The sequence below is a fragment of the Streptomyces sp. NPDC000229 genome (genome assembly GCF_040300825.1).
Classification (GTDB): domain Bacteria; phylum Actinomycetota; class Actinomycetes; order Streptomycetales; family Streptomycetaceae; genus Streptomyces.
The window spans coordinates 77,640-103,983 of the sequence record NZ_JBEPEL010000011.1 but is presented as its reverse complement, the minus strand read 5'-3'; the positions used below and the strand labels follow the sequence as shown (position 1 = coordinate 103,983).

Annotated in this window: 20 protein-coding genes and 1 pseudogene; 12 read left to right on the top strand and 9 right to left on the bottom strand. The window is 73.8% G+C overall.

All coding sequences use genetic code 11. The features are described 5' to 3' along the window. Positions 1-4: 4 nt before the first annotated feature. Together ABT360_RS09155 and ABT360_RS09150 are read right to left on the bottom strand one after the other, a co-directional pair. A complete protein-coding gene (locus ABT360_RS09155; RefSeq protein ID WP_351813062.1) occupies positions 5-493 on the bottom strand; it encodes an SUKH-3 domain-containing protein in 489 nt (162 codons plus the stop codon). A 10-nt stretch (positions 494-503) separates the two neighbouring features. Further along, positions 504-1,019 (bottom strand): YwqJ-related putative deaminase, encoded by a 516-nt coding sequence (locus tag ABT360_RS09150; RefSeq protein ID WP_351813060.1) that lies wholly within the window; start codon positions 1,017-1,019, stop codon positions 504-506. Between the two features lie 227 nt (positions 1,020-1,246). Between ABT360_RS09150 and ABT360_RS09145 the strand changes: the two genes are divergently transcribed. The 3 genes from ABT360_RS09145 to ABT360_RS09135 all read left to right on the top strand — a co-directional run bounded on the left by ABT360_RS09145 (position 1,247) and on the right by ABT360_RS09135 (position 5,663). Then, positions 1,247-2,230, top strand: a complete 984-nt coding sequence (locus ABT360_RS09145; protein WP_351813057.1) for an SMI1/KNR4 family protein — start codon at positions 1,247-1,249, stop codon at positions 2,228-2,230. A 7-nt stretch (positions 2,231-2,237) separates the two neighbouring features. Beyond that, positions 2,238-4,718 (top strand): SUKH-4 family immunity protein, encoded by a 2,481-nt coding sequence (locus tag ABT360_RS09140; protein ID WP_351813054.1) that lies wholly within the window; start codon positions 2,238-2,240, stop codon positions 4,716-4,718. A gap of 78 nt (positions 4,719-4,796) precedes the next feature. Then, positions 4,797-5,663, top strand: coding sequence for a cellulose-binding protein (locus ABT360_RS09135; RefSeq protein ID WP_351813051.1), 867 nt, complete (start codon positions 4,797-4,799; stop codon positions 5,661-5,663). Here ABT360_RS09135 and ABT360_RS09130 read toward each other — a convergent pair. Both ABT360_RS09130 and ABT360_RS09125 read right to left on the bottom strand, forming a co-directional pair. After that, positions 5,660-7,213, bottom strand: coding sequence for an MFS transporter (locus tag ABT360_RS09130; protein ID WP_444852200.1), 1,554 nt, complete (start codon positions 7,211-7,213; stop codon positions 5,660-5,662). The two genes, ABT360_RS09135 and ABT360_RS09130, sit on opposite strands and share 4 nt — an antisense overlap. A gap of 128 nt (positions 7,214-7,341) precedes the next feature. Then, positions 7,342-8,790 (bottom strand): DUF2079 domain-containing protein, encoded by a 1,449-nt coding sequence (locus tag ABT360_RS09125; RefSeq protein WP_351813045.1) that lies wholly within the window; start codon positions 8,788-8,790, stop codon positions 7,342-7,344. Positions 8,791-9,044: 254 nt separating this feature from the next. On the opposite strand from ABT360_RS09125, the gene mfd reads away from it, so the two are divergent. Next, on the top strand, positions 9,045-12,575 hold the full coding sequence (gene mfd, locus ABT360_RS09120) for a transcription-repair coupling factor (RefSeq protein ID WP_351813042.1): 3,531 nt from the start codon (positions 9,045-9,047) through the stop codon (positions 12,573-12,575). Between the two features lie 67 nt (positions 12,576-12,642). Here mfd and ABT360_RS09115 read toward each other — a convergent pair whose 3' ends face one another. Beyond that, entirely contained in the window at positions 12,643-13,401 is a 759-nt protein-coding gene (locus ABT360_RS09115) for a GntR family transcriptional regulator (RefSeq protein ID WP_351813039.1), read from the bottom strand. 502 nt (positions 13,402-13,903) lie between these two features. Here ABT360_RS09115 and ABT360_RS09110 point away from each other — a divergent pair. The 5 genes and pseudogenes from ABT360_RS09110 to ABT360_RS09090 all read left to right on the top strand — a co-directional run bounded on the left by ABT360_RS09110 (position 13,904) and on the right by ABT360_RS09090 (position 16,793). Next, on the top strand, positions 13,904-14,164 hold the full coding sequence (locus tag ABT360_RS09110) for a hypothetical protein (protein WP_351813036.1): 261 nt from the start codon (positions 13,904-13,906) through the stop codon (positions 14,162-14,164). Continuing rightward, a complete protein-coding gene (locus ABT360_RS09105; protein WP_351813033.1) occupies positions 14,128-14,412 on the top strand; it encodes a hypothetical protein in 285 nt (94 codons plus the stop codon). The genes ABT360_RS09110 and ABT360_RS09105 overlap by 37 nt, the downstream gene beginning before the upstream one ends. Before the next feature lie 217 nt (positions 14,413-14,629). Then, a pseudogene (locus tag ABT360_RS09100) lies at positions 14,630-15,184 on the top strand (SCO6745 family protein); the annotation flags it as partial. Positions 15,185-15,212: 28 nt separating this feature from the next. Further along, on the top strand, positions 15,213-15,995 hold the full coding sequence (locus ABT360_RS09095; protein WP_351813140.1) for an HNH endonuclease family protein: 783 nt from the start codon (positions 15,213-15,215) through the stop codon (positions 15,993-15,995). Positions 15,996-16,046: 51 nt separating this feature from the next. After that, positions 16,047-16,793 (top strand): N-acetyltransferase, encoded by a 747-nt coding sequence (locus tag ABT360_RS09090; RefSeq protein WP_351813031.1) that lies wholly within the window; start codon positions 16,047-16,049, stop codon positions 16,791-16,793. 110 nt (positions 16,794-16,903) lie between these two features. Here ABT360_RS09090 and ABT360_RS09085 read toward each other — a convergent pair whose 3' ends face one another. After that, complete coding sequence (locus tag ABT360_RS09085) at positions 16,904-17,671, bottom strand: hypothetical protein (protein ID WP_351813028.1); 768 nt, start codon at positions 17,669-17,671, stop codon at positions 16,904-16,906. 78 nt (positions 17,672-17,749) lie between these two features. Continuing rightward, positions 17,750-18,595 (bottom strand): DUF4352 domain-containing protein, encoded by an 846-nt coding sequence (locus ABT360_RS09080; protein WP_351813026.1) that lies wholly within the window; start codon positions 18,593-18,595, stop codon positions 17,750-17,752. Positions 18,596-18,775: 180 nt separating this feature from the next. Here ABT360_RS09080 and ABT360_RS09075 point away from each other — a divergent pair, with 180 nt between their 5' ends. From ABT360_RS09075 to ABT360_RS09065, 3 genes are all read left to right on the top strand, one after another. Further along, positions 18,776-20,827, top strand: coding sequence for an N-6 DNA methylase (locus tag ABT360_RS09075; protein WP_444852199.1), 2,052 nt, complete (start codon positions 18,776-18,778; stop codon positions 20,825-20,827). Between the two features lie 126 nt (positions 20,828-20,953). Continuing rightward, the gene (locus ABT360_RS09070; RefSeq protein WP_351813020.1) at positions 20,954-21,601 is read left to right on the top strand and encodes a hypothetical protein; all 648 of its coding nucleotides are present in this window, start codon (positions 20,954-20,956) and stop codon (positions 21,599-21,601) included. Next, a complete protein-coding gene (locus ABT360_RS09065; RefSeq protein WP_351813017.1) occupies positions 21,598-23,124 on the top strand; it encodes a serine/threonine-protein kinase in 1,527 nt (508 codons plus the stop codon). The genes ABT360_RS09070 and ABT360_RS09065 overlap by 4 nt, the downstream gene beginning before the upstream one ends. Here the strand turns inward: ABT360_RS09065 and ABT360_RS09060 are convergent. Together ABT360_RS09060 and ABT360_RS09055 are read right to left on the bottom strand one after the other, a co-directional pair. Then, positions 23,119-23,937, bottom strand: a complete 819-nt coding sequence (locus ABT360_RS09060) for a class I SAM-dependent methyltransferase (protein ID WP_351813014.1) — start codon at positions 23,935-23,937, stop codon at positions 23,119-23,121. The genes ABT360_RS09065 and ABT360_RS09060 overlap by 6 nt on opposite strands. 10 nt (positions 23,938-23,947) lie before the next feature. Beyond that, positions 23,948-26,314: a YfhO family protein gene (locus tag ABT360_RS09055; RefSeq protein ID WP_351813011.1), complete on the bottom strand. Its 2,367-nt coding sequence runs from the start codon at positions 26,312-26,314 to the stop codon at positions 23,948-23,950. Positions 26,315-26,344: the final 30 nt, after the last annotated feature.

Here is a 26,344-nt window from a genome sequence, read left to right as displayed (position 1 = left end):
CGGCTCAGGTCGAGGTGAGGCGGGCCGGCTGGGCGCCGGTGACGAGGGCGGCGAGTGCGTGGTCGATGCCGGGGCCGAGGAACCAGTCGCCGGCGTGGTCGAGGCTGTAGACGCGGCCTTCGGCGTCGATGGCGAGGACGGCCCGGTTGTCGGCCTCTTCGCCCAGTGGGGCCATTTCGGTGCCGAGGGCCCGGCCGAGGTCGGCGAGGCTGCGGGCGTGGTGGAGTCCGGCGAGGGGGTCGAGGTGGACCGGTACGGGGGCGATCTGGCGGCCGGGTCCCGGGGCGGTGATGCGGAGGCCGCCGAATTCGGCCCAGGCTTCGACGGCGGCGGGGAAGACGCTGTGCCGGTGGCCGGCGGGTGAGACGTAGGCGCGCAGGGCGTCGGCCCATTGTTCGGCTTGTTTGATGTCCCAGCGGCCGGGCTGCCAGCCCGCTTCCCTGAGGGCTGCGTCGACGGCGACGGGGAAGCGAGTGGTGTTCAGGTCGGGCATGTGCGTGCGGTCAGCCGTTCTGGGCGGTGGTCGGGTCGACGGAGCGTACGCCGAAGTGGGCGAGGAGGGCGGCGCAGGAGCGGCAGGGGGCGGCGTAGCTGCCGTGGAGGGGGTCGCCGTCCTCGCGGATGCGGCGGGCGGTGATCTTGGCGTTCTTGAGGGAGCGGCGGGCTTCGCCCTGGCTGAGGGGTTTGCGCTGGGCGCGTTTGGAGCGGCCCGCCTCGGTGGCGGTGAGGTGGCGCGAGAGGAGGATCGCCTCGGGGCAGCGGCCGGTGAAGCGTTCGCGTTGGCCGCTGGTGAGGGTGTCGAGGAAATCCTGTACGAGGGGGTGCAGGGCGGGTGGCCGGTCGCCGCGGCCGGCGGTGCACGTGAGGGTCTCGCCGCGTACGGAGAGTGCTGCTCCGACGGTGGGCAGGATGCCGTCGCGGCGGTGCCGGAGTATGGGCGTGAGATTGGGGCCGGTGCTGCTCCAGCTGAGACGTGGGTCGCCGGTGGTGGGCGTTGTGCCTGGTCGCGCTGCCTGCATGATGCGTGTCGTCCCCTCTGCAATCCCCCGAGTTGCGTGGGACAGCCTGCCAAATGGGTGAGCTGATGGGGAAGCGGGGGCGCTGAAACGTGTGATCGGTGTGTCGTGTGATCGTCAATGGGTCACCTGAGTGTGACGGGTGGTCACCGAAACGGAGGGCGGGTTCCCCCTGTCGGGCCACCGCATAGGCTGTGCGGACCAGCCAGCAGCAGCAGGGGGCATCCGCCATGACGACAGGTCGGCTCGGGCAGCAGATCGCCGCGCCACCGAACGCGGCCTACGCCGGGCAGGTCGTGCACTTCCCGGACCCGGTCCGGGCCGCCCGGTATCCCGGTGGGGTGCGGGTGGACGGGAACGGTCACCCGGTCTTCTCGCCGTACGCGCGTGCGGCCGCGGAGATCGCCGAGCCGCCGGAGGGCTTCGGCGTGGACGAGCTGCGGCTGACGGACTACGTGTCCGCGAACGCCGCGCTGTCCGCGACGGGGCACGAGCTGTGGGACACGGTCCCCGCGGTGGCGACGCCGCACGGGTGGACGTGGCACCACGTGGCCGGTACACGGCGCATGGAGCTGGTTCCGGTGGAGGTGAAGGCGCTGCTGCGGCACCACGGTGGGCTGGCGACGGCCGCGGTGGACCACGGCAAGCGCGGTACGCGCCCGTTGCAGGAGACCCGTCCGGCGCATTTCGGACTGCCGAAGGGTGCGCTGTCGGTGACCGAGGCGCAGTTGCAGGGTGTGGAGGAGGACCTGGGCTACCGGCTTCCGGAGGCGTACCGGTCGTTCCTGAAGGCGGCGGGGGGCTGTGCGCCGGTCGGCGCCGCGCTCGACGCGGAGCTGGGGCTGCTGGTCGACCAGCCGTTCTTCACGGTGCGCGACGAGGCGGCGGTCAACGACCTGATGTACGTCAACAAGTGTCTGCGTGATCACCTGACGAAGGACTACCTGGGTGTGGCCTTCGTGCAGGGCGGTCTGCTGGCGGTGAAGGTGCGGGGCGGCGGTGACGTGGGGTCGGTGTGGTTCTGCGCGTACGACGACGCGCGGGATCAGGACGGTTTGACGGTGCAGGACCGGGTGGAGCGGCTGCTGCTGCCGTGCGGGGCGGACTTCGACGAGTTCCTCCAGCGGCTGGCCGGCAATCCGCCGGAGCTGGAGACCGTGGCGAACCTGATGGTGGACGGCGGCTTCGCGCGGGCCGTTCCGGTGGGGGAGTGAGCTTTCGATGGTGACGTTCGCGCAGGCCCAGGAGCGGGCGGAAGAGTGGGTCAACGGTGACGTTCCCGCGTATCAGCACCGTGAGGTGCGGGTGCGGGAGTTCGAGCTGGGGTTCGTGGCGTGGGCGGAGGACCGGGAGACCGGCCCGACGTCGGACGGTGGCCGTCAGCGGCTGGTGATCGCCCGGGACAGTGGCGAGGCCACGTTGTGGCCGGGCCTGCCGGTGGGTGAGGTGATCCGCCGGTACGAGGAGGAGTACGGGGCGCCCGCGAGTGCGCCGGCTCCCGCGGCGGAGGCGCCGGAGCGGATCGACCTGAACCAGACGTCGTTCCTGCTGACTCCGCCGGAGTGGTTGCAGGACGCGGCGGACAAGCTGGGTATTCCGGACCGGCGTTCCGGGGGTGGGGGCACTTCCGGTGGGGGCGTCCCCGGCGCCGGTGGGGAGCCGGGCGCGCCGGCTCCCGCCGACGCGGTGCCGACCGACGCGGTGCCTGTCGCTTCGGCGGACGCGGTGCCGGCCTCGTCCGCTCCGGTGCCCCCCGACTCGGCGACGTCGGGCGGCGGGTCCTCCGTCGAAGCCGCCGTCTGGCCGGCCGCGCCCGGGGACCACGAGCCGACCACGCCGGACGGGGTGCCCGCCTCCGCGCCGTGGAGCGACGTGAACGCCCCCGGTGGTGGCCGTGACGACGCCTCCGTACCGCTGCCCGCGACCGTGTTCGCGCCGCCGCTGTCCGGGTCGGACGACGACGACACACCGCCGCCCGCGGTGGGCGCGGACGCGCCGACCGCGCTGATGTCGGGCGGCAGCCAGTTGCCGCGTACCGCCATCGCGCCCGCCCTCGACCCGCAGGCCGGTCCGGCGGCGGGCGACATCGCGGACGCCGCGACGAGCAAGGCCACCCTGCCGCCGCGTGGCGCGAGGCCCTCGCGCGGCACCGGGCCGACGACTCCGCCGCCGCCCGGTGCGCCGGGCACTCCGGGCGCACGGCCGCCCGCTTCGGGCCCGGGTGCGCCCGGGGCACCGGCCGGGGGATACGTACCGACGCAGCTGGTCTCGCAGCTCCCGCCGGACGCCACGCCTCCGCCCGGGCCGCCGGCACCTCCGCCGCCTCCGGGCGCGACGCCGCCTCCGGGCGGTGGGGTGCACCACGCGGCGACGATGCTGGCGCAGCCCGGTCCGGGTGGGCCGGGTGGTCCCGGTACGCCGCCGCCTCCGGCTCCTCCGGGCGCGACGCCGCCTCCGGGTGGCGGGGTGCACCACGCGGCGACGATGCTCGCCCAGCCGGGTCCGGGGACGCCGCCCCCGCCCGGTCCTCCCGGCGCGCCGGGTGGTCCCGGCACGCCGCCGCCTCCGGCGCCTCCCGGCGTCCCGGGTGGTGGGGTGCACCATGCCGCGACGATGCTGGCCCAGCCGGGTCCGGGCGGTGCGCCCGGTCCGCTGCCGCCTCCGGCTCCCGCTCCGCCCGCTCCGGCTCCGCCCGCGTACGGCTATCCGCAGGCGCCGCCCACCGGGATGCCGACCGTGGGCCCCGGCTACCAGGCGGTGCTGCGCTACCGCGCGCCCGACGGTTCCGAGGCCCAGCTGATCCGTCGTTCGGCGCCCGGCACGCCGCACCCCGAGTGGCAGATCCTGCACGAGCTGCGCGCGATGAACGTGCCGCCGCAGCAGGTGCTGGAGCTGCACACCGAGCTGGAGTCGTGCGAGCTGCCCGGCGGTTACTGCGCCCGGATGATCCGGGAGACGTGGCCGCAGGCGCGGATCACGTCGATCGCCCCGTACGGGCGTGACCATGCGAGCCGTCAGCAGGGCATGCGGCAACTGATCGCCCACCAGGGCGAGTTGCACCAGGTGGCCGACGGTCCGGCGCGCCCCGCGCCGCTGCGGGTGCCGTTGCCGCCGGTGCAGCCGGCGCCGCCGGTTCCGCCGGAGGGCATCGCGCAGGAGCTGGTGGGGGCCTTCGGGCCGCAGGGGATCTGCCGGTTCGACCAGCGGGCCGTGTCGCGGCAGGGCGTGCCGGAGCTGGTGGCGCGCACGCTGGTGTGGGCGGGCCTGCCGGCGGACTTCGGGCCGTTCTTCTGGGCGCAGCCGGCCCAGCCGGTGGTGCCGACGCTGGCCGAGCTGGCCGCGCAGCGGCAGGTGCAGCCGGCGTCCGACGCGGGCTCGTACCTGGTGATCGGGTCGGACTTCGGGCGGGCGATCTGCGTGCAGTACGGGACGGCGCACATCGTGGCCGTGCCGGTGGAGGCGGGCCCGGACGGGCGGCCGGTGGCGCCGCAGTTCGTCAACAGCGGGCTGCCGGAGTTCACCCGGTGCCTGGGGCTGCTGGGCCGGATGTGGCGGCTGCGGTTCGGGCTGTCCCCGGAGCAGGCGGGCCGCTGGACGGTCGATTTCCAGGCGCAGTTGGCGATGCTGGACCCGGCGGCGCTGTCGTCGCCGGAGAGCTGGTGGTCGGTGCTGCTGGAGCAGATGTGGGACGGGCTGCTTTAGGCCTGAGCTTGGCGCATGGGCGCCCCTTTCCATCGGTACGGGTTGTTGCATCCTGGACCGGGGAAAGGGGCGTCAGTCATGAGCGGTTTCTCTGTCGTATGGGGGCGCGGTTACCGGACCGAGCAGGTGGACCGGGCCGTCGCGGGTCTGGAGGAGGAGCGGAACGCCGCGCTGCGCCGGGCGGACGAGCTGGCCGTACGCGCCGAGGAGGCGGCGGCGGAGGCGGCGCGGCTGCGGGCGTTCGTGGCGGAGTTGCCGCCGCAGCGGTACGAGACGCTGAGCCGCCGTGCGCGGGAGATCCTCGCGCTCGCGGAGGAGGAGGCCGGCGCGCTGCGGGCGGACGCGCTGGAGGAGGCGCGGCGCCTGGCGGACGAGGCCGAGGCGGCGGCCCGGTCGGTGCGGGACGCGGCGCGCGAGGCGGCCCAGGAGGTACGGGGCCGGGCCGAGGCACGGGCGGAGGAGACCCTCGCGGCGGCGCGGCGCACGGCCGGGGAGCTCCGGGCGGGCGCGCTCGCCGAGGCCGAGGAGCGGCGGGGCGAGGGGCTGGCCGCGCTGCGGGAGGCCCGGGAGCGCGCGGAGCGGCTGCTGGCCGAGCAGGAGGCCCGGCACGCCGAGCGCTGGGAGGCGGCGGAGCGTGAGGTGGCCGGGCGGGAAGCGGAACTGGCGGCGCGGCACGGGGAGTTGACCGGCGCGGCCGAGGCGCGCCTGGCCCAGGCGGAGCGTGCCCTGGCGCAGGCGGCCGAGCAGGCGCGGCACGGCCAGGAGGAGGCGGACGCGCGGGCCGGGACGCTGCTGGGGGAGGCACGGCTGCGGGCCGAGCGGGTGGCGCGGGAGACGGAGCGGATCCTGCGGGAGCACGAGACGGCCCGCGACGAGGTGCGGGCGCACATGGCCCACGTGCGCAGCAGCCTGGCGGCGCTGACGGGGCGTTCGGACCCGGCCTAGGCCGGGCGGTCGTCGTCCGTGAGGACGGGGAAGCGGCGCGGGGCCAGGGTGAGGAGGACCACGATCGCCAGGGCCCCGGCCGCCGCGGCGCCGACGTACACGTACTCCACCGCGGCGTCCACGGCCGTGGGGGTGAGCGTGCCGGGGTCGTCGAGGCCGCCCTCGGTGAGGCGGGTGGCGAGGACGGCGTTGGCGATGGCGCCGAAGAGTGCCGCGCCCAGGCTCTGGCCGACCTGGCGGCAGAAGAGGACGGACGCGGTGGTGGTGCCGCGTTCGGACCAGGGGACGGTGGACTGGACGCCCACGATGAGGGGGAGTTGGAAGAGGCCGAGGCCGGCGCCCAGGAGCAGCATGATGAGGGCCGGCTGCCACGGTTCGCCCGGGTAGGGCAGGAGTGGGAAGGCCAGCAGGACCAGGACGGCGAGCGTCATGCCGGTGACGGCGGTGAGCCGGAAGCCGACGCGGCTGTAGACGCGGTTGGAGAAGGCCGCGCTGATCGGCCAGGACAGGGTCATCGCGGACAGGACGAAGCCGGCGGCGATGGGGCCCAGGCCCAGGACCGACTGGGCGTACGTGGGCAGGAACACCGTCGGTGCGGCCATCAGCAGGCCCAGCGCGCCGAGGGAGAGGTTGACCGCCGCTATGGTGCGGCGGCGCCAGACCCAGCCGGGGATGATCGGCTCGGCGGCGCGGCGCTCGATCAGGACGGTGACGGCCATGAGGACCGCCGCGCCCCCGAACAGCGCCAGGGAGGGGGCGGAGAGCCAGGGCCAGGCCACGCCGCCCTGGACGAGGGCGGTCAGCAGCAACGTACCGGTGGTGAAGATCGCGAGAGCGCCCGGCCAGTCGACACGGACCTTCGTCCGGGCGCGGGCCGGTTCGACGAGGTGGCGGACGATCAGCCAGAGGGCGAGGCCGCCGACGGGGAGGTTGACCAGGAAGATCCAGCGCCAGTCCGCGTATCCGGCGAGCAGTCCGCCGAGGGCCGGTCCGGCCACCGAGGACGTCGCCCAGACCGTGGAGAGCCGGGCCTGGATCCTGGGGCGTTCCTTGAGCGGGTACAGGTCGGCCGCGAGGGTCTGCACGGTGCCCTGCAACGCGCCGCCGCCCAGTCCCTGGACGATCCGGAAGGCGATGAGGGAGGGCATGCTCCACGCGGCGGCGCACAGCAGGGAGCCGATGAGGAACAGGACCGTGCCGGCGATCAGGACGGGTTTGCGGCCGAAGGTGTCGCAGAGCTTGCCGTACACGGGGAGGGTGACGGTCACGGCGAGCAGGTAGCCGGAGAAGAGCCAGGAGAAGACGGAGAGCCCGCCGAGGTCGCCGACGATCTGCGGTACGGCGGTGGCGACGATGGTGCCGTCGAGGGCGACGAGGGCCATGCCCATCATGAGCGCCGCGACGACCGGTCCGCGCCCCCGGGGTGCGGCGGCGAGGTCCGGACGGCCGGGCGGGCGGGGGGTGGCGCCGTCCTCGGCGCGGTCTGCTCGGCCGGCGGTGCCGCTCACGTTCCCCCCTGGGCATCTTCGGATGCATGTATGGAGCAGCATTCCATGCGGGGGTGTGAGGCGTCACGGGGTGCGCCGCCCCCGGGTGGGGGCGGGAGGTGCCACTGGGGTGCGCCGCACCGGGTGGGGCGTGAGGTGCCATGGGGCGCCGCGGCCGGCAGGCCCGGGGGTCAGGTGCGGCGCTCCAGCAGGAGGTAGCCGCCGGCCTCGCCGGCCACGCGGTAGCGGGCGTCCGGGTGGAGCTGCCGGGCGTAGGCGTGGGCGTCGCGGACCCAGCCGGAGGAGTTGTCGAGCGCGATCCAGTCGGGGGTCACGCCCCGGGTGTCGCCGACCCACATGACACGGCACCGGCCGGCCAGGCGGCTGATCGGCCCGACGTTCGCCTCGACCGTCGCCCCGTCGGGGACACGGGCGAGGAGCTCCTCTGCCGCGACGACCCGCGGCGCCTTGCGGTAGGTGGCGGCCTCGGTGAGCGTCGCCAGGGGCAGCGAGGTGGTGAGGGCGAGCGCGGCCGCGGCGGCGCAGGCGGGCAGCCGGTCGGCGTACCTACGCAGCCAGGGGCGCGGGCTGCGGCGCGCGGTGTCGGCGGCGTCGGCGAGGGCGAGGAACAGGACGGGCATCAGGACGGCGCTGTAGTGCCAGTCGGTGGACCAGTAGTGGTCGTCGCCGGACAGGAACCGCCAGCCCAGGGTGGGCGCGCCGGCCAGCAGCAGGGGGGAGCGGACGGCGAGCAGCCCGGTGGTGGGCAGCAGCAGCCACGCGAGGGTGCGCAGCTTGGTGTCGGCTCCGGCGAAGGGCGAGGGGCCGTCGTCGACCTTGGTCCAGTAGTCGTAGCCGCCCGTGGTGTTGAAGGCGGGGATGACGGCGGTGAGGGTGAGGAGCGTGGCGGCCGCGCCCAGGACGGCGACGCCGATCGCGTACAGGGCGGCGCGGGGAGAGTCGCGGCGGGCCCGCCAGGCCACGACCAGGGCGATCGCGGTGAGGGTGACGCCCAGGTCCTCCTTGACCAGGACGAGCGGCACCGCCCAGAGGAGGGCGGCGCGCCACCGCCGGCGCAGGAGGGCTTCGAGCGAGAAGGCGATCAGCGGGACGGCGAAGCAGATCTCGTGGAAGTCGAAGTCGACCGCCCGCTGGATGCCCCAGGACAGTCCGTACGCGATGCCGATCGCCAGGCCGGACGCCCGGCCCAGCAGGCGGGAGGCGGCCCGGGTGACGGGTATCGCGGCGAGCGCGAACAGCGCGGCCTGGGCGACGAGGAGGGTGATGGGGGTGGGGAAGAGCCGGTAGGCGGGGGCGAGGAGGGCGGTGACGGGGCTGAAGTGGTCGCCGAGGATGTGGGTGCCGGGGCCCTTGAGGTCGGCGACCGGGGCCTGGAGGTGGGCGTAGCCGCGGACGGCCTGCTCGAAGATGCCGAGGTCCCAGGAGCGGGTCTCCATGCGGCGGTGGCGCAGCACGGAGAGGGTCGCGTACGCGGCGAACAGCGCGAGCGCGAGGAGGTACGGCGCGCGGTCCGCCCAGGTGCGCCGCCGGGTTCCGGGCGGCGCGGACGGGCGGCGCGCGCCGGGTATTCGGATCGGCTCGGTGCCGTCGGCGGGCGGGGCGAGGACGGCTCCACGCATGGGTGAGGGGCTCCTTGGGGTCGCTTACGGGGTGCGGGACCCGGTGGGTCGGACAGGTCTCATGGCGTATACGTCCGGGGGGCCGGTCCCGGTTGACACTGTGCCGCACGAATTTTCGGACGTTTCGTGGGGTGGTTCGTGGGGCGGGAGAGGTTTCGGGGGCGGGTGTCGGACCGACGTCGTACGCTGGGAACCCCCGGCCCGTGAGACGTGTCGGGCCCTTCGCGTTGCCCACCCCCCGGATGGAAGCCTTCATGAGCTTGCACGGTCTGCTCGACGCCGTCGTCAAGGACCCCGCCCTCGCCGCCGCGGTGAAGGCCGCCGCCGATGGCCACCGGGCCCATGTCGACCTGGTCGGTCCGCCCGCCGCGCGCCCCTTCGCGCTCGCCGCGCTGGCCCGGGACGCCGGCCGCCCGGTGCTCGCCGTGACGGCGACCGGCCGGGAGGCGGAGGACCTGGCGGCCGCCCTGCGCAGCCTGCTGGACCCGGACGCGGTCGTGGAGTACCCGTCGTGGGAGACGCTGCCGCACGAGCGCCTCTCGCCCCGCTCCGACACCGTGGGCCGCCGCCTGGCCGTGCTGCGCCGCCTCGCCCACCCGTCGGCGGACGACCCGGCGACCGGCCCCGTCCAGATCGTCGTCGCGCCCGTACGCTCCGTGCTCCAGCCGCAGGTCAAGGGCCTGGGCGACCTGGAGCCGGTGTCGCTGCGCACGGGGCAGCAGGCGGACCTGAACGACATCGTGGAGGGCCTGGCCGCCGCCGCGTACGCGCGCGTGGAGCTGGTCGAGAAGCGCGGCGAGTTCGCGGTGCGCGGCGGGATCCTCGACGTCTTCCCGCCGACCGAGGAGCACCCGCTCCGGATCGAGTTCTGGGGCGACGACGTCGAGGAGATCCGGTACTTCAAGGTGGCCGACCAGCGGTCCCTGGAGGTCGCCGAGCACGGCCTGTGGGCGCCGCCGTGCCGTGAGCTGCTGCTGACGGAGTCCGTGAAGGCGCGGGCGGCGGCCCTGGCGGAGGCCCACCCCGAGCTGGGCGACCTGCTCGGCAAGATCGCCGAGGGCATCGCGGTGGAGGGCATGGAGTCCCTCGCCCCGGTCCTCGTGGACGACATGGAGCTGCTGCTGGACGTGCTGCCCAAGGGCTCCATGGCCGTGGTGTGCGACCCGGAGCGGGTCCGCACCCGGGCCGCCGACCTGGTGGCCACCTCCCAGGAGTTCCTGCACGCCTCATGGGCGGCGACGGCCGGTGGCGGCGAGGCGCCGATCGACGTCGGCGCGGCGTCGCTGTGGGGCATCGCGGACGTCCGGGACCGGGCGCGCGAGCTGGGCATGATGTGGTGGTCGGTGTCGCCGTTCGCCGCCGACGAGGAACTGTCCGACGACACGTTCAAGCTGGGCATGCACGCCCCGGAGTCGTACCGCGGCGACACCGCGAGAGCCCTCGCCGACACCAAGGGCTGGCTGGCGGACGGCTGGCGCACGGTGTACGTCACCGAGGCGCACGGCCCGGCGGCCCGCACGGTCGAGGTGCTGGGCGGCGAGGGCATCGCGGCCCGCCTCGACGCCGACCTGACCAGTATCTCGCCGTCGGTCGTCCACGTGGCGTGCGGCTCGATCGAGTACGGCTTCGTCGACCCGGCCCTCAAGCTCGCCGTCCTCACCGAGACCGACCTGTCGGGCCAGAAGGCGGCCGGCAAGGACGGCCAGCGGATGCCGACGCGGCGCCGCAAGACGATCGACCCGCTCACCCTGGAGACCGGCGACTACATCGTCCACGAGCAGCACGGTGTGGGCCGCTACATCGAGATGGTGCAGCGCACCGTCCAGGGCGCCACCCGCGAGTACTTGCTCGTCGAGTACGCCCCCGCCAAGCGCGGCCAGCCCGGCGACCGCCTGTACATCCCCACCGACCAGCTGGAGCAGGTCACCAAGTACGTCGGTGGCGAGGCGCCCACGCTGCACCGGCTCGGCGGCGCCGACTGGACCAAGACCAAGGCGCGCGCCAAGAAGGCGGTCAAGGAGATCGCCGCCGACCTGATCAAGCTGTACAGCGCCCGCATGGCCGCCCCCGGCCACGCCTTCGGCCCGGACACCCCCTGGCAGCGGGAGCTGGAGGACGCCTTCCCGTACGCGGAGACCCCCGACCAGCTGTCCACCATCGCCGAGGTGAAGGAGGACATGGAGAAGACGGTCCCCATGGACCGCCTGGTCTGCGGCGACGTCGGCTACGGCAAGACGGAGATCGCCGTGCGCGCCGCGTTCAAGGCGGTGCAGGACGGCAAGCAGGTCGCGGTCCTCGTGCCCACCACGCTCCTCGTCCAGCAGCACTTCGGCACGTTCTCCGAGCGGTACTCGCAGTTCCCGGTCGTCGTCCGCGCCCTGTCCCGCTTCCAGAGCGACTCGGAGGCGAAGGCGACGCTGGAGGGCCTGAAGGACGGCTCGGTCGACATCGTCATCGGTACGCACCGGCTGTTCTCCTCCGAGACCAAGTTCAAGGACCTGGGTCTGGTCGTCGTCGACGAGGAGCAGCGGTTCGGTGTCGAGCACAAGGAGCAGCTGAAGAAGCTCCGCGCCAACGTCGACGTGCTCACCATGTCCGCCACCCCCATCCCCCGGACGCTGGAGATGGCGGTGACCGGCATCCGTGAGATGTCGACCATCACCACGCCCCCGGAGGAGCGGCACCCGGTCCTCACCTTCGTCGGCCCGTACGAGGAGAAGCAGATCGGCGCGGCGATCCGCCGTGAGCTGCTGCGCGAGGGCCAGGTCTTCTACATCCACAACCGGGTCGAGTCGATCGACCGCGCGGCGGCCCGGCTGCGGGACATCGTCCCCGAGGCCCGGATCGCGATCGCCCACGGCCAGATGACCGAACAGGCCCTGGAACAGGTCGTCGTGGACTTCTGGGAGAAGAAGTTCGACGTCCTGGTCTCCACCACCATCGTGGAGTCGGGCATCGACATCTCCAACGCCAACACCCTGATCGTCGAGCGCGGCGACAACTTCGGCCTGTCCCAGCTCCACCAGCTGCGCGGCCGGGTCGGCCGTGGCCGCGAGCGGGGGTACGCGTACTTCCTCTACCCGCCGGAGAAGCCGCTCACCGAGACCGCCCACGAGCGCCTCGCGACGATCGCCCAGCACACCGAGATGGGCGCCGGCATGTACGTCGCCATGAAGGACCTGGAGATCCGCGGCGCGGGCAACCTGCTGGGCGGCGAGCAGTCCGGCCACATCGCGGGCGTCGGTTTCGACCTGTACGTACGCATGGTGGGCGAGGCGGTCGCCGACTACCGCGCCTCCCTGGAGGGCGGTGTGGAGGAGGAGCCGCCGCTGGAGGTCAAGATCGAGCTCCCGGTCGACGCGCACGTCCCGCACGACTACGCGCCGGGCGAGCGGCTGCGCCTCCAGGCGTACCGGGCCATCGCCTCCGCGAACTCGGAGGAGGACATCAAGGCGGTCCGCGAGGAACTCACCGACCGCTACGGCAAGCTGCCGGAACCGGTCGAGAACCTCCTCCTGGTGGCCGGCCTGCGCATGCTGGCCCGCGCGTGCGGCGTCGGCGAGATCGTCCTCCAGGGCCCGAACATCCGCTTCGCCCCGGTGGAACTGCGCGAGTCGCAGGAGCTGCGCCTCAAGCGCCTCTACCCCCGTACGGTGATCAAGGCCCCCACCCACCAGATCCTGGTCCCCCGCCCCACCACGGGCAAGATCGGCGGCAAGCCGGTGGTGGGCCGCGAACTGCTGGCGTGGACGGGTGAGTTCCTGACGACGATCCTGGGGTCGTAGGACCCCGGTGTACGGCACCGGGCGGGGCGGCTTCCCTCGAAGGAGGGAGGCCGCCCGGTGTCCGGCGCTACGAGCCGTCGAGATCGATGACGAAGTCCACCACGGTGGTGTCACCCCGCCGCACGATCGGGTGCGCCACCTCGACGACGCGACCCGTGTCCGCGATGTGTCGGCGCGTGTACCGCAGGACGGGGACGCCGGTGCCGATACGCAAAGTGGTCGCCTCGTCTGTGGTGGGCATCCCGCACATGAACGACTCGGTGATCCGGCTGACCGTGATGCCGAGCGAGGACAACTGTGCTCGCGTTCCGCCGGGCCACGGCTCGTTGATCGGATCCGCGACCGGAGTCCCGGCGACGTCGCTCCACCGCAGGTAGCTCGTGCTCATCTGGGTCGGCATGTCGCTGTCGTAGAAGACGAAATGGCGCGCGAGAAGCCGTTCTCCCGGTTCGCACTCGAAGAGCACCGCCACCTCCGGGTCTGCCCGCACCTGCTCGAAGCGCTTTTCGAGCCGGTACTCCGACCAGCCGATTCCCTGATCACGGGTGAAGGGCGTGGACTTCGCGCCGTTCTGCGTGCGGTAACGATCCGCTGCCATGCGATGGACGGGTGGCCGAGGCCGTACGCGGGTTCCCGCGCGAGCCCGGCTCTCCACAACGCCTTCATTGCGAAGCAAGCCGAGGGCATTGCGGATCGTGGCCTCCGAGACTCCGTACTCGTCGCACAGCGCCGGGAGGATGGGCAGCTTGTCGCCAGGCCCGAACTCCCCTGAGGAGATACGGCGCCGCAGGTCAGCGGCGATCCGCTGGTATTCGGGCTGAGTCACGCCACACCACCGTTCCGAACGGGCTTCTTAATCTGCGTACACATAATGTCCCGCCCGGCTTGACCTGCGCCAACGGCAGCGGCATTCTGACGTCAGATAAGAGTTATCTGACGTCAGATAACTCCCTCGGGAGGTCCTGCATGCCCGGACGGGGGTACACGTGGTGCAAGTGTTTTGCTGGGCTGCCCGAGCAGGCCCGAGCCGTCCGGGGGTGGACTGCGCTCCGCATTCCGCATGCCGACGCCCCGCTCATCGCTCACGAACTTTTCGTGGCGGCCATCGGAAGCCGGCCCGACGCCGTCGAAATGACCCTGTCCACCGCGGATCGCCGCGTCCGCATCACCGCGGCCGGTCCCTCGGTCCTGTCCCTGCTTCAGTGTCACGGCCCCGGCTCGGTCATCGTCCGATCCCTCAGTACGGCCAGCGGGGTCGACTCCGAACGGCGCGCCATGTGGGCCGAGCTCTGCTGTACGACCGACGTCTGACGAAGGAGTGCACCCTGATGCACCGCCTACTCCTGGACCTCTTTGAACGAATGCGGCCGCGAACCGCCGCCCCGCGCATCCGCCACCGCGCCACCGACGCGAACGCTGCACCGCCGCGTCCGGACCCGCCCGCCGTCGCCACGCAACCCGCGCCGACCGTACGGCAGTGGTACGAACCCCTCGACGGTGACGCGACCGCGCTGGTCCGCCCCTACCTGCGGGCGTGCGAGCAGGAGTACACGTGGTGCTGCGGCGCCCGGGCGGGGGTGGCCGGGTGAGCGTGCGGGAGTTGCCCTGGGCCGGTGGCGACGGGAAGCGGTGTTACGTCATCGGCGACGGTGACGGCCCCGTCTCCCGCCTCGCGGACGAGATGGAGGCCGCCCGGCTCGATATGGCGAGGCACCTGCTGGGCCGGGCGGAACGGACCCTCAAGGGTGCGCAGCCGGCGGACGCCGATCTGCTCGCGCTCGTGGCGCAGTTGAGCCGTGCCCTCGACGACGTTCTGCGGATGGTCGAAGGCGGCTGAAAGGCACCCCTCGTTCAGGCGGGGCGATGATGTCGCCGCCCGGCTGCGCCTTGAGGCCGTTCACGGTTTCGGCGAGGTCGCCGCGGGCGACGACCTTGGGCGTGCCGGCACCGGGGCGGAGGCTCATCGGCCGGCGGTGGGTGGCGCGATCAGGTTGTGAACAGCATGACAAGTTCGTGTGCCGGGGTGGACGCTCCATCTGGACGGTGACTAGATGCGGAGGCTGCTCGGGGAAGGGACGGGCGACCTGGAGCAGGCCGCCGCCCTCGCCCGGCGCGCCGCCGAGGCCGCCGTGCACGCCGGTCGGCCGCTCGCCGCCGCCAACGCCGCACGGGAGTGGCCCGAGGAGCCGCACCTGGTGCTGTGGCAGGCCGCGACCGTACTGCGCGAGCACCGCGGGGACGGCCACCTGGCCGCGCTCCTCACCGCCGGGCTCGACCCGGTCGAGGCACTCGTCTCCTTCGCCGCCATCGGCGCCGCCGCCCCGGAGGTCTTCGCGAGCCGGGGCTGGACCGAGGACGCGTGGTCGGCCGCCCGTGCACGGCTGGTCGCGCGTGGGCTGCTGACGGCCGGGGGCACGGCGACAGAGGAGGGCCGCGCGCTGCGCGACGAGGTCGAGCGCCGCACCGACGAGATGGCCGCGGGCCCCTGGGCGGCGCTCGGCGCAGGGAACACCGAACGGCTCGCGGAGGCGCTCGGCGGCATCTGGCTCGCCGTACTCGGCAGCGGCCTCCTGCCGGCCGAGAACACCCTGGGGATCGGCAAGGTGTAGACCCGGCGCCTACCATGCGGGAATGCCCATGACACGGATGCCCCGGCCGCCGGTCCTCACCGCCGCGACGCTCGCCGCCCTGCTCGCCGCGTCGCTCGTCACGGGATGCGACGCGGGTGGCCCGGTGGCCGGAGCGGGCGGCGGCGACGGGACGCCCGGGCCGGGACCGGCACCCGCGGGAGCGACCGCCCCGCTGGACAACCCGGACGGTACGAAGCCGGGCCTGGCGCCCCTCACGTCGGACGCCGACCGGGCCGAGGCGCGGCGGCTCGTCGAAACGCTCACCGTGAAGGGCCGCGGGCCGAAGACCGGCTACGACCGGGACGAGTTCGGCTACGCCTGGATGGACACCGCCGACGGCGTACCACTGGCGCGCAACGGCTGCGACACCCGCAACGACCTCCTGCGCCGCGACGGCCGGGAGCTGCGCTTCCGCTCCGGTTCCGACTGCGTGGTCGTGGCGATGACCCTGCACGACCCGTACACGGGCAAGGACATCGCCTGGAAGAAGGCGGAGGCGGCGCAGGTGCAGATAGACCACGTCGTTCCGCTGTCGTACAGCTGGCAGATGGGCGCGGCCCGCTGGCCCGAGGACAAGCGCGAACAGCTGGCCAACGATCCGCTGAACCTGCTGCCGGTGGACGGCCCGACGAACAGCCGCAAGAGCGACTCCGGCCCGGCGTCCTGGCTGCCGCCGGACAAGGGGATCCGCTGCGCGTACGTGGTGCGGTTCGCGCAAGTGGCGGTGAAGTACCGGCTGCCGGTGACCGCGGCCGACAAGCGCACCATGCGGGTGCAGTGCGGTGGTTGAGCCGCGCGTAAATGGATTGGGCCCGCTGGAGGGGCTGTTTAGCCTGCCCGGATGGAACTGCACATAACGACGCTCGCCGAACGCCCCGAACTCCAGAACCCCCTGTGGCAGATGCTCGACCTGTGGCCCGAGTTCATGCGCCACGACCCGATCGGCTGGGCGAACATCGGGCGGATCGTCGCCGAGCTGCCGGAGTACGTGCTCGTGGCCACCGACTCCGAGGGGGCGGTGGTGGCCCGGGCGTTCAGCGTTCCCTTCCAGCTGCGGGCCGAAGGGCGCGGTGAGCTCCCCGCGACCGGCTGGGACCAGGTGCTGCTGTGGGCGTTCTCGGACCGGCGGCACGGGCGCATTCCCGACACGGTGAGCGCGATCGAAATCGCCGTCGACACCCGCGTACAGGGCAAGGGCCTGTCCGCCCGGATGCTGGCCGCCATGCGGGACAACGCGCGGCGGCTGGGGTTCCGGGAGGTCGTCGCGCCGGTCCGGCCCAGCGGCAAGCACCTGGAACCGCGGGTGCCGATGGGGGAGTACGCCTTCCGTACGCGGGAAGAGGACGGGCTGCCGTACGACCCGTGGCTGCGCGTCCACGTCCGTGCGGGCGGGGCCGTGGAGGCGGTGGCGCCCGCGTCGATGACGATCGCGCACTCGGTGGAGCGCTGGCGGGAGTGGACGGGGCTGCCGTTCGACACGGACGGCCCGGTGGAGGTGGAGGGCGCCTTGGTGCCGGTGCGGTGCGAGGTGTCGAGCGGGTACGCCGTGTACGTCGAGCCCAATGTGTGGGTGCGCCACCGGCTGTAGGCGCCGCGCCGTGGGTCCTGGTGGACGCACGGCGGAGCCGGACAGGCCGCCCCCTCCGACGGTCTGTCCGGCTCCCCCGCGTTTCCCCCGTGTTCCCCCCGTGGCTCTGGTTACTGCTTGCCGAGCTCGTCGAGGTCGAGGATGTCCTTAACGGCCGGCTTCTTCGCCGGAACCGGCTTGTTGTAGTCCTTGAAGGACATGGTCCCCGGCTCCTCGCCGCCCTTCTGCTCGATCTTCAGCAGGTACGGCTCGCCCTCCGTGGCGACGTAGATCTTGTACGTGGCGTCGCCGTCGTTCTCCGTGAGCGTCAGCGCCTTCTTGCCGTTGACGGTGGTCTCCTCGCCCCGCTTGGCGAAGTTGATGCCCGTCTCGAACTCGGACAGCATCGTGTCCAGTTCGCACATCTCCAGGCCGTCCTTGAACTCCGGGTCCGTGGCGTCGCTCTGCACCCAGCGGCCCTTGAGCATCTTCAGGACCGCTTCCGTCTCCTCCGGCGATCCGCCCTTGTTCTGATCGCGCAGGAAGGCCTCGTCGAAGCGCATGTAGGCGAGCTTGCCGCTCTTGATGAGCTCCATGGTGCCGGTGGAACCCATGGTTATGGTTCCGGCGCACTGCCCCTTGGTGTCGAGGGCCATGAAGGCCTTCATCTGGCCCTCGGAGGTCTTGAGGTTGGCGTCGAGGGTGAGGGAGTCGGCCGTCTTGGTGGCCTTGATGGCCTTGTTGGCGATCTGCGGGCCGGACAGCCCGGCGAAGGGACCGGTCTCCTCGACCCCGCCGGAGGAACCGAACGGGCCGCAGGCCGTCAGGCCGAGCGCGGCGGCGGCGCAGAGGGCGGCTACGGCGGGGCGCTTGAACGTGCGGAGGACGGTGGAAGACATGGGGGTGGTTTCTCCGGGTGTGAGTGGAGCGGGGGAGGGGTGCTGCGGGGGAGTGGGGGCGCGGGGGAGGGGGCTCGGTCAGAGCTTCAGGTCCCACTGGGCGGCGTTGTAGTCGAAGCCGGGAAGGACCTCGACGGTCAGCGTCTTGGCGTCGGCGGGGGCGTCGAAGGCGTACTTCACCGTGGCCTTCTTGCCGGGCAGGATCGCGCCGGAGAAGCCCTTGCCGTACGTGTCGCCGTCGAAGATCTCCTCGGCGGTGACGCCGTCCTTGCCGGCGCGGGCGCTGACGGTGAGGGTGTCGGTGGAGAACTTCTCCTTGCCGGCGTTCTCGACGACGATCGTCAGCTCGTAGGCCTTGTTGCCCTCGGTGTGGCCGATGGCGAACTCGCCGGGCTTGACGGACGTGGCCGCCGACACGGTGACCTGCACGTCGTCGTCGTAGATGGAGGTGTCACCGGCGGCCAGCGGCTTGCCCTCGACCGCGTCCTCGGTCGCCTCCGGGGCGCCGCTGCTCTTGTCGGCGGCCGGGTCCTTCGGTGCGGTGGCGCTCAGCTCCTTGTCGATCTCCTTCACCGCGTCGTCGACGGCCTTGAACGTGATCACCGCGCCGACGACCGACAGGATCAGCGCGACCAGGCCGAGCACCGCACCGGTCGTCGTGACGCCCTTGTTCACGGCCTCGCCCCGCTTGACGCGCCCACGGCCGGCCAGGCCCAGGATCAGTGCGATGAGGCCGAGGATGCCGGCCAGCCAGAACAGGAGCGGGATGACGCCCGAGAGGGCGCCGATGATGCCGAGGACCAGCGCGGCGGTGCCGAGGCCGTTGCGGGCGGGTCCCAGCTGCTGGGGCGGGCCACCGTACGGGCCGGAGCCGGGGTGGGGCTGGTGGGTGCCGTGCTGGGGCTGCTGCATGAAGTCGGACATGGGTGTCCTCCCGGACAGGGGCAGGGGTTGTCGGGGCTTTTGCAGCTGCCCCGTGTGGCGACGGGTCAATAAGACCAGAGCCTGTGAACCGAGTCAACACGCTTCACAGGATGGATCGCCGATCACACTGTGAAGCGGTCCCTCTTGTGTGCGGCTGTAGGATCGGCGCCACAGCAGCAGATGGAAGGGAGTCAGCCGGTGCCGGACAACGCAGCAGAGGTGACCGCGGCCGGGATCGCCCGCCTCGCCGGGGTGGGACGCGCCGCCGTGAGCAACTGGCGGCGTCGGCACGCCGACTTCCCCAAGCCCGTGGGCGGCACCGAGGCCAGCCCGTCCTTCGCCCTCGCCGACGTCGAACAGTGGCTGCGCACCCAGGGCAAGCTCGCCGAGGTACCGCTCCGTGAACGCGTCTGGCAGCAGATCGCCGGGCACCCCGCCGGAGCGGTCACCGCCCTCGTCCACGCGGGCTGCGCCCTCCTCCTCGTACGCGAGAGGTCCAGCGCCTGGCTGGAGCTGACCGCCGTGTCCGACGAGCGCATGACCGAACTGCTGCCCACCGCCCTGGAGGAGGTCCTCACGCTCCGCTTCGGCGCCGAGCGGGCCGTCCCCACCCCGCACCCGACCGAACTCGCGCCCTCCGTCCCGCTGCTGCGCGCCGTCACCGAGCTCGCCGCCGAGACGGGCGCCCGGCAGGCCTTCGAGTTCCTCCTCGGCCGCCACCTGGACGCCAACCCGCGCCAGTACACCCTCACACCGCCCGGCCCCGCCGCCCTGATGGCCGAGCTCGCCGGACCGGCCGCGACCGTGCTCGACCCCGCCTGCGGCACCGGTGCCCTGCTGCGCGCCGTCACCGAGCCCGCCGCCCTGTACGCCCAGGAGACCGACCGCGACCTGGCCGCGCTCACCGCCCTCCGGCTGGCCCTGCACTCCGGCGCCGAGGTCCGCGCCCGCGCGGGCGACTCGCTGCGCGCCGACGCGTTCGGGCAGCTCACCGCCGACGCGGTGCTCTGCCACCCGCCGTTCAACGAACGCAACTGGGGCCACGACGAACTGGCCTACGACCCGCGCTGGGAGTACGGCTTCCCCGCCCGCACCGAGTCCGAACTGGCCTGGGTCCAGCACGCGCTGGCCCGGCTGCGCCCCGGCGGCACCGCCGTCCTGCTGATGCCGCCCGCCGCCGCCTCCCGCCGCTCCGGCCGCCGCATCCGCGCCGACCTGCTGCGCCGCGGCGCGCTCCGGGCCGTCGTCGCCCTCCCGGCCGGGGCGGCGCCCCCGTACGGCATCCCGCTCCACCTGTGGGTGCTGCGCAAGCCCGTCGCCGGCGCCCCCGCCTCACCGGAACTCCTGGTCGTCGACACCGCCGAGCACACCGACGCCGGCCGCGACAAGCTCGACTGGGCAGCCGTCCACACCGCCGTACTCGACGCGTGGACGCCCTTCGACAAGCACGGCACGGTCAGCGAACGGCCCGGCGCCCACCGGTCAGTTCCCGTCATCGAACTCCTCGACGACGACGTCGACCTGGCGCCCGCCCGCCACCTGCCGCCCCCGGCCGCCGCCGGCGGGGCCGAGGAACTGGCCGGGGTGCGCGACCGGCTGACGGCCGTGCTGCGCCGCACCGGCGAACTCACCCCGCCCCCGCTCCGGACCGCCGCGCACCCGGAACCCGCCCGGATGCCCGGCGTCACCGTGGGCGAACTGGCCCGCACCGGCGCCCTGGAGCTGCGCGCGGGCGGCACCGGCACCGGCCCGGCCGGTCTCCCGGTCCTCACCGAGCAGGACGTCCTGACCGGCCAGGGCCCCTCCGGCAGCCTGGCCGAAGGCACCGGCGAGGAGCCCGTACTCGTACGCGCCGGTGACGTCGTCGTCCCGGTCCTCGGCGGCGGGGCGATCGCCCGTGTCGTCGACGAGGCCACCGCGGGCGCCGCCCTCGGCCGCAACCTCCAGCTGCTGCGCCCCGACCCGGCGGCGCTCGACCCCTGGTTCCTGGCCGGCTTCCTGCGCGGCACCGCCAACAACCGCCAGGCCAGCAGCTACGCGTCCACCGCGACCCGCCTGGACGTGCGGCGCCTCCAGCTGCCCCGCCTCCCGCTCGCCGAGCAGCAGCGGTACGGCGAGCGGTTCCGCGCGCTCGCCGAGTTCGAGGAGGCGCTGCGCCTCGCCGGGCGGCTGGGCGAGCGGTTGGTGCGGGGCATGTACGACGGGCTGACGGACGGCACCGTCGAGGCCTGAGCACGGGTGCGGTACGGACCCGTCAGGTGATCGGTTCGACAACGGTTCCGTGGAACCCCGGGGCCGTTGTCGGTGTCGCTGTATACGCTCGTCCCCGTACAGATCTTCCGTCATTCAGGAGCAGCAATGCACGGCCATGGCTACGCGCCGCCGCAGCCCCCGGGCGCGACCCCGGCGTCGTTGATCGCGCTGCGTGTGATCTTCGCCATGCTTCCGCTGTGCAGCTGCGGACTGCTGGCCTGGGGTACCGCCCTGCGGCTGGCGCTGGTGACCCGTCGGCCCAGGGACTGGGCGCTGTTCGCAATCGTGCTGGCCGGCAGCATCGCGGGACTCGTCACCGTCATGTCGGACCCGACCGAGGACCTCAGCATGCCCCGGTCGGACATCGCCATCGGCTCCCTGCTGCTCATGGCGGCGATGGTCATGGGCTACTACCTGTACGCGGAGACCCGGCACTTCTCCGCCTCCCAGGCTCCGTTCGCGGCGTCCTTCGCGCCGCCGTCGCCGATCGCCCCGACGCATCCCATGCACGGCTATCCGCCGGGGGCCCGTACCGCCCCGGCGTACGAGCACCCAGCGCCCCCGGTCGCTGCCCCGCGTCCGGTCGCGCCCCCCTCGGACCCCCGATTCACGCCCCAGCCCCAGCCGACGCCCCCACCCCAGCCCCCCGCCAAGCCCACGTCGCAGCGCATCGACCAGGTGCGCGCCGAGCTCGACGAGCTCAGCGACCTCCTCCGCAACGAACCGCGGGACCCCCGGGAAGAGGGCCGGTGAACGGGCGGGTCATCGCCGGCCGGTACGAGCTGTCCACCGTCATAGGCCAGGGCGGCATGGGCCAGGTCTGGACGGCCTACGACGGGCGGCTCGACCGCCGCGTCGCCGTCAAGCTGCTGCGCCCCGACCACATGGCCGCCGCCACCGCGGCCGACGAGATGCGCCGCCGTTTCGTCCGTGAGTGCCGCGTCACCGCGCAGGTCTCCCACCCCGGCCTGGTCACCGTCCACGACGCGGGCAGCGACGGCGACGACCTGTACCTGGTCATGCAGTACGTGGAGGGGGCCGACCTCGCCGACCACCTCGCCGAGCACGACCCGTACCCCTGGCAGTGGGCGGTGTCCGTCGCCGCCCAGCTGTGCGCCGTGCTCGCCGCCGTGCACGCCGTGCCGATCGTCCACCGCGACCTCAAGCCGCGGAACGTCATGGTGAAGCCGGACGGCACGGTCACCGTCCTCGACCTGGGCGTCGCGTCCGTCATCGACACCGACACCACGCGCCTCACCCACACCGGCTCGCCCATCGGCAGCCCCGCCTACATGGCGCCCGAACAGGCCATGGGCGGAGCCGTCGGCCCGTACACCGATCTGTACGCGCTCGGCGCCCTCCTGCACGAACTCCTCAGCGGGAACGTGCCCTTCGCCGGCTCCACCGCCCTCGGCGTCCTCCACCGCCACCTGTACGAGCCGCCGTTGCCCGTCCGCCAGCTGCGCCCGGAGATACCCGAGGCGCTCGAAGCCCTGGTCCTGCGGCTGCTCGCCAAGGACCCGCAGGCCCGCCCGTCCGGCGCGCAGGAGGTGTACGAGGCGCTCGCCCCGCTGCTGCCCACCCGCGGAGGGCAGTCCGGCCCGCTCGACCCCACGCGTCCCTTCCTCCGCCCGCACGCCCCCTGGCCGGACCGGGTCACCACGCCCGCGCCCGGGCCGCAGGCCCCCGTCCCGCCCGCCGCGACGCGCCCGGACGTCGCGGCCGCCGTCGACGAGGTCAAGCGGCTCCTCGGCGAGGGCGGCATCACGCAGGCGGTGGACATCCTGGGCGGGATCCTCCCGGCCGCGGCCGCCGAGCACGGCGAGCGTTCCCCGGTCGTCCGGATCCTGCGCAAGCAGTACGCGACGACGCTGATGGACGACGGCCAGTACCGGCGTGCCCTGCCCGAGTTGCGGCGCCTGGCCGAGGACCGGGAGGCCGAGGCGGGCCCGGCCGACCCGCAGACGCTGCAGTTCCGGTACGACGCGGCGCTGTGCCTGGAGCAGCTGGGCGAGACGGCCGCCGCGCTCGCCGAGTACCGCGCGGTCCTCCCGTACTACACGAGCAGCCAGTCCACCGGCGCCGACCCGGCCCGCGCCTTCGACATCCGGCACCGCATCGGGCACCTGCTCCTGGCGATGGGCGACCACACGGCGGCCCACCAGCAGCTCCAGAACCTGCTGTACGACACGGAGCGGGTGTACGGCCCGTACCACCCGCTCCCGGCGGAGCTGCGCCGCGCGCTGGAGCGCCAGCGGCAGATGCGCGGCCTATGAGGCCGTGTCCGCCCGGCAGTACACCGAGTCCGCGACCCGTCCGAGCCCGGTGAGCCCCGCCGGGCGCGACCCGGCGTCCGGGCCGAGCACGACGACCGCCCCGGGCGCCGCGAGCTCCCGTACGGCGACCAGGTCGTGCTCGCCGTTCACCACGATCACGCCGTAGCGGCGGTCGGCGATCCGCTCCCGTACGCCCGCGTCACCGAAGCCGCCCCGCGTGAGGCGTACCGCGTCTGCCGAGCCGTTCCCGCCGCCCAGCGTCAGGTTGCCGCGCACCACGTCCTCCCGGGTGGGCGAGCCGTCCAGCGGGTCGACGATCGTCAGCCGCCCCTCGACGCCGCCGCGCCGCAGCATCCGCTGCAGCGCGGCCGCGAACAGCCCGTGCGCGGTGCCGATCTCCAGCACCTCGCCGTTGGGCGGGGTGAGCAGGGGGACGGTCGCGAGGCGCCCGCACACGTCGGAGACCGTGCCGGCCAGGCCGCCGGCCCCGAGCGCCTCCAGCGCCACCAGGTGGCGGTAGGCGACGGTGATGTCGTGCCGGGCCCGCTCGCCGTCGTCGCCGCTGACGGCGCGCACTTCGCGTACGAGGGTGTCGACCTGGGTCGCGGTGGGCATCCGGTGCCCGTCGCGCCCAGCGTGGTCGAGCAGCAGTCCGAGGCCGTAACTCTGGCGGCGCAGGTCGGCCACTTCGTGGTGCAGGGCGTCGAGGTCTGTCTGGAACGCGGTCGTCACGCGCTCCATGCGCTGCTCGACCAGGGCGAACGCGGGGCGCAGGACCCGCTTCGCCAGCCGGTTGCTCAGAAGAGAGGGCATGCGGGGCAAGCTACGCCGCTCGGGCCGCCGCCCGGGTCACGGCACGGTGGTGCGGGGGTGAAGTCTTGGTGGCGCTCAGGCGACCGGCGCAGCGGACCGCCACCAGGGCGGTGAGCGCCAGTGCCCCGATGCCCGTACCGGCACGCAGCCCGGGCGGCCGGAAGGCGCAGTCCACGGCCGTGCGCCCGCCGCCGACCTCCACCGCGACCAGCCCGCCGTACGACCCGGCGGGCCGGCCCTCGCAGCGCCAGCCCGGTATGCGGGGCGCCGCCAGGACGGCGGTGCCCCGGGCGCCGGGGGGCAGGTCGGCGCGGACGCCGTCGGCGGTGGCGCGCACCGCGACCGCGCCGGTCGCCTTCAGCCGGGCCACGGCCGCCCCGAGCCGGGCGCGGTCCAGGCAGCCGACGCTCCCGGCCGGGGGCACGGCGCCCTGGCCGTCCAGCGTCACGGTCACGCCCGCCGTCCGCTGGGTGCCCAGCGGTGTCATCGGGGCGCGGCGCTTGGGCAGGCCGCCGCGCAGTTCCACCGGCGGGCCGGTGCCCAGGCGTGCCGTCCCGGTGAAGTCGGGCGCCCACAGGTGGACGTCGCTGCCGACCGGGCACGCGCCATCGGCGGGGAGGTCGTAGACGCGTGCCCCGAGCAGCAGCTCCTGGTTGCGGAACGGCGAGGCCCCGTAGCGGAGTTCCCGCCCGGGCGGCCGTACCGTCACCAGCGGCAGCACGTCCGCGTTCCGCACCACCTCCGTCCCGCGCCACCGCGCGCCCACCGCGAACAGGGCGTCCGTCACCGGGTTGTCCAGGGACTGGAGGTTCCGTCCGTTCGACGTCCACCCGCCGCCGAGCGCCGCCAGCGTCCGGGTCAGCACCGCCGGGGTGTGGCTGCTGTAGTACGCGGCTCCCTGCCCGCCGACCAGCAGCGGGTCGTTGCCCGTGAGCTGCGGGCGCCCGGGGTCGGTGCGGTGGCGCGGCCACCCGTCGGCCCCGGCGACCGCCGCCGCCCGCGCCTCGTGCGCCGCGCCCCAGGCCGGGTAGTCGTCCAGCCGCGCGGGCCGCTCCCGGTCGGCGTACGCCGTGGTCGCCGCGGCCTGCCCGACGAGGACGCCCGCCAGCAGGACGGCGCCGGCGATCCCGTACCGCCGCGCCCTCAGGCGCACCAGCGCCACCCCGCCGACCTCGGCCGCGAGCCCTGCCGCGAACAGCGCGTACGCCCACCCGGACGCCAGGTCGCCGGACATCGCGCCCGCCGCGATCACCCCCAGCACCAGGGTCCCTCCCGCGAGCGCCCGCCACCCCGGCCAGCCGTGGGAGACCGCCGTCCAGGCGGCGAGCACCGCCACGCCCGCCAGGACGAACGTCTGCCGGTACGGGCTGCCGTTGGGCGTGGCGAACACATGCCACACCAGGTGCGTGGGCTCCCACTGCAGCGACAGCACCACGCCCACTACGAGCCCCGTCCATATGCACCGCTCCCGCGCCGGAACCCCCCGGTGGAAGGGCAGCGACGCCGCCAGCAGCAGCGCGCTCGTGCCCAGGAAGACGGCCGGGGTGAAGAAGCCGTACGTCGCCGGAAGCACCCGCGCGGCCATGTCCCCCCACCCGGCGGGTGCGAACTCCCGCGTCCAGCCCGGGTAGGCGTGCCGCGACCCGAGGAAGACGGGCACCAGGACCGGCGCGGCGAGCCCGATCCCCAGGAGCACCGTCCACGCCGCCCGGCCCAGGAGCCGCCACCCGGGGACCCCGCGGGCCAGCAGCACCAGCGCCGCGCCGATCGTCGCCATGTAGGCGGTGTAGAAGTTGGCCACCCACACCACCGCGACGACCAGCGGCCCCAGTACCGGGTGCCGCCCCGTCCGTATCCACTCGCCGACCAGGCACAGCAGCGGAAAGGCGATCAGACCGTCCAGCCACATCGGGTTGTACGACGCCTCGACGACGGCCCAGCCGCACAGCGCGTACGAGGCGCCCAGCACAGCCGCGCCCCACCACGGCCCGTGGCGCCGCACGAGCAGCAGCAGGCTCATGGCGGCGGCCGCGACGGCCATCTTCAGGACCGTGATCACATACACCGCGAGATCGGTGTCGTCACGCGGGAAGACCCCGACGAGCAGGGCGAACGGGCTGCTGAGGTAGGTGCCGAGGTCCGGCAGGAAGCTCGTGCCGTAACCGGAGGACCAGTTGAGCCACAGCCCGCCGTCCGCCCGGCCGTGCAGCAGGTCCCACAGGTGGGCGTGGAACGGCACGAACTGGTTGCCCAGGTCGTTGACGCTGCGCGTGCGCGGTCCGAAGGGGAAGGTCCGGGCGACGGCGTCACCGGCGCAGACGGCGAGGGCGGTGAGGAGCCCGGCGAGGGCACCGGCGCGGGGCGCGTTTCTCTCCATGGTGCGGCCGAATATGCCAGCGCCCTTCGG

Bases quoted from the DNA above. Each gene is read 5' to 3' on its own strand.
- ABT360_RS09130 (WP_444852200.1), bottom strand. From the start codon at position 7,213: ATGCTGCTCCATACATGCATCCGAAGATGCCCAGGGGGGAACGTGAGC.
- mfd (WP_351813042.1), top strand. From the start codon at position 9,045: ATGAGCTTGCACGGTCTGCTCGACGCCGTCGTCAAGGACCCCGCCCTC.
- ABT360_RS09060 (WP_351813014.1), bottom strand. From the start codon at position 23,937: ATGCCCTCTCTTCTGAGCAACCGGCTGGCGAAGCGGGTCCTGCGCCCC.
- ABT360_RS09090 (WP_351813031.1), top strand. From the start codon at position 16,047: ATGGAACTGCACATAACGACGCTCGCCGAACGCCCCGAACTCCAGAAC.
- ABT360_RS09080 (WP_351813026.1), bottom strand. From the start codon at position 18,595: ATGTCCGACTTCATGCAGCAGCCCCAGCACGGCACCCACCAGCCCCAC.
- ABT360_RS09085 (WP_351813028.1), bottom strand. From the start codon at position 17,671: ATGTCTTCCACCGTCCTCCGCACGTTCAAGCGCCCCGCCGTAGCCGCC.
- ABT360_RS09140 (WP_351813054.1), top strand. From the start codon at position 2,238: ATGGTGACGTTCGCGCAGGCCCAGGAGCGGGCGGAAGAGTGGGTCAAC.
- ABT360_RS09075 (WP_444852199.1), top strand. From the start codon at position 18,776: ATGGAAGGGAGTCAGCCGGTGCCGGACAACGCAGCAGAGGTGACCGCG.
- ABT360_RS09055 (WP_351813011.1), bottom strand. From the start codon at position 26,314: ATGGAGAGAAACGCGCCCCGCGCCGGTGCCCTCGCCGGGCTCCTCACC.
- ABT360_RS09155 (WP_351813062.1), bottom strand. From the start codon at position 493: ATGCCCGACCTGAACACCACTCGCTTCCCCGTCGCCGTCGACGCAGCC.
- ABT360_RS09135 (WP_351813051.1), top strand. From the start codon at position 4,797: ATGAGCGGTTTCTCTGTCGTATGGGGGCGCGGTTACCGGACCGAGCAG.
- ABT360_RS09150 (WP_351813060.1), bottom strand. From the start codon at position 1,019: ATGCAGGCAGCGCGACCAGGCACAACGCCCACCACCGGCGACCCACGT.
- ABT360_RS09125 (WP_351813045.1), bottom strand. From the start codon at position 8,790: ATGCGTGGAGCCGTCCTCGCCCCGCCCGCCGACGGCACCGAGCCGATC.
- ABT360_RS09145 (WP_351813057.1), top strand. From the start codon at position 1,247: ATGACGACAGGTCGGCTCGGGCAGCAGATCGCCGCGCCACCGAACGCG.
- ABT360_RS09110 (WP_351813036.1), top strand. From the start codon at position 13,904: ATGCACCGCCTACTCCTGGACCTCTTTGAACGAATGCGGCCGCGAACC.
- ABT360_RS09095 (WP_351813140.1), top strand. From the start codon at position 15,213: ATGACACGGATGCCCCGGCCGCCGGTCCTCACCGCCGCGACGCTCGCC.
- ABT360_RS09070 (WP_351813020.1), top strand. From the start codon at position 20,954: ATGCACGGCCATGGCTACGCGCCGCCGCAGCCCCCGGGCGCGACCCCG.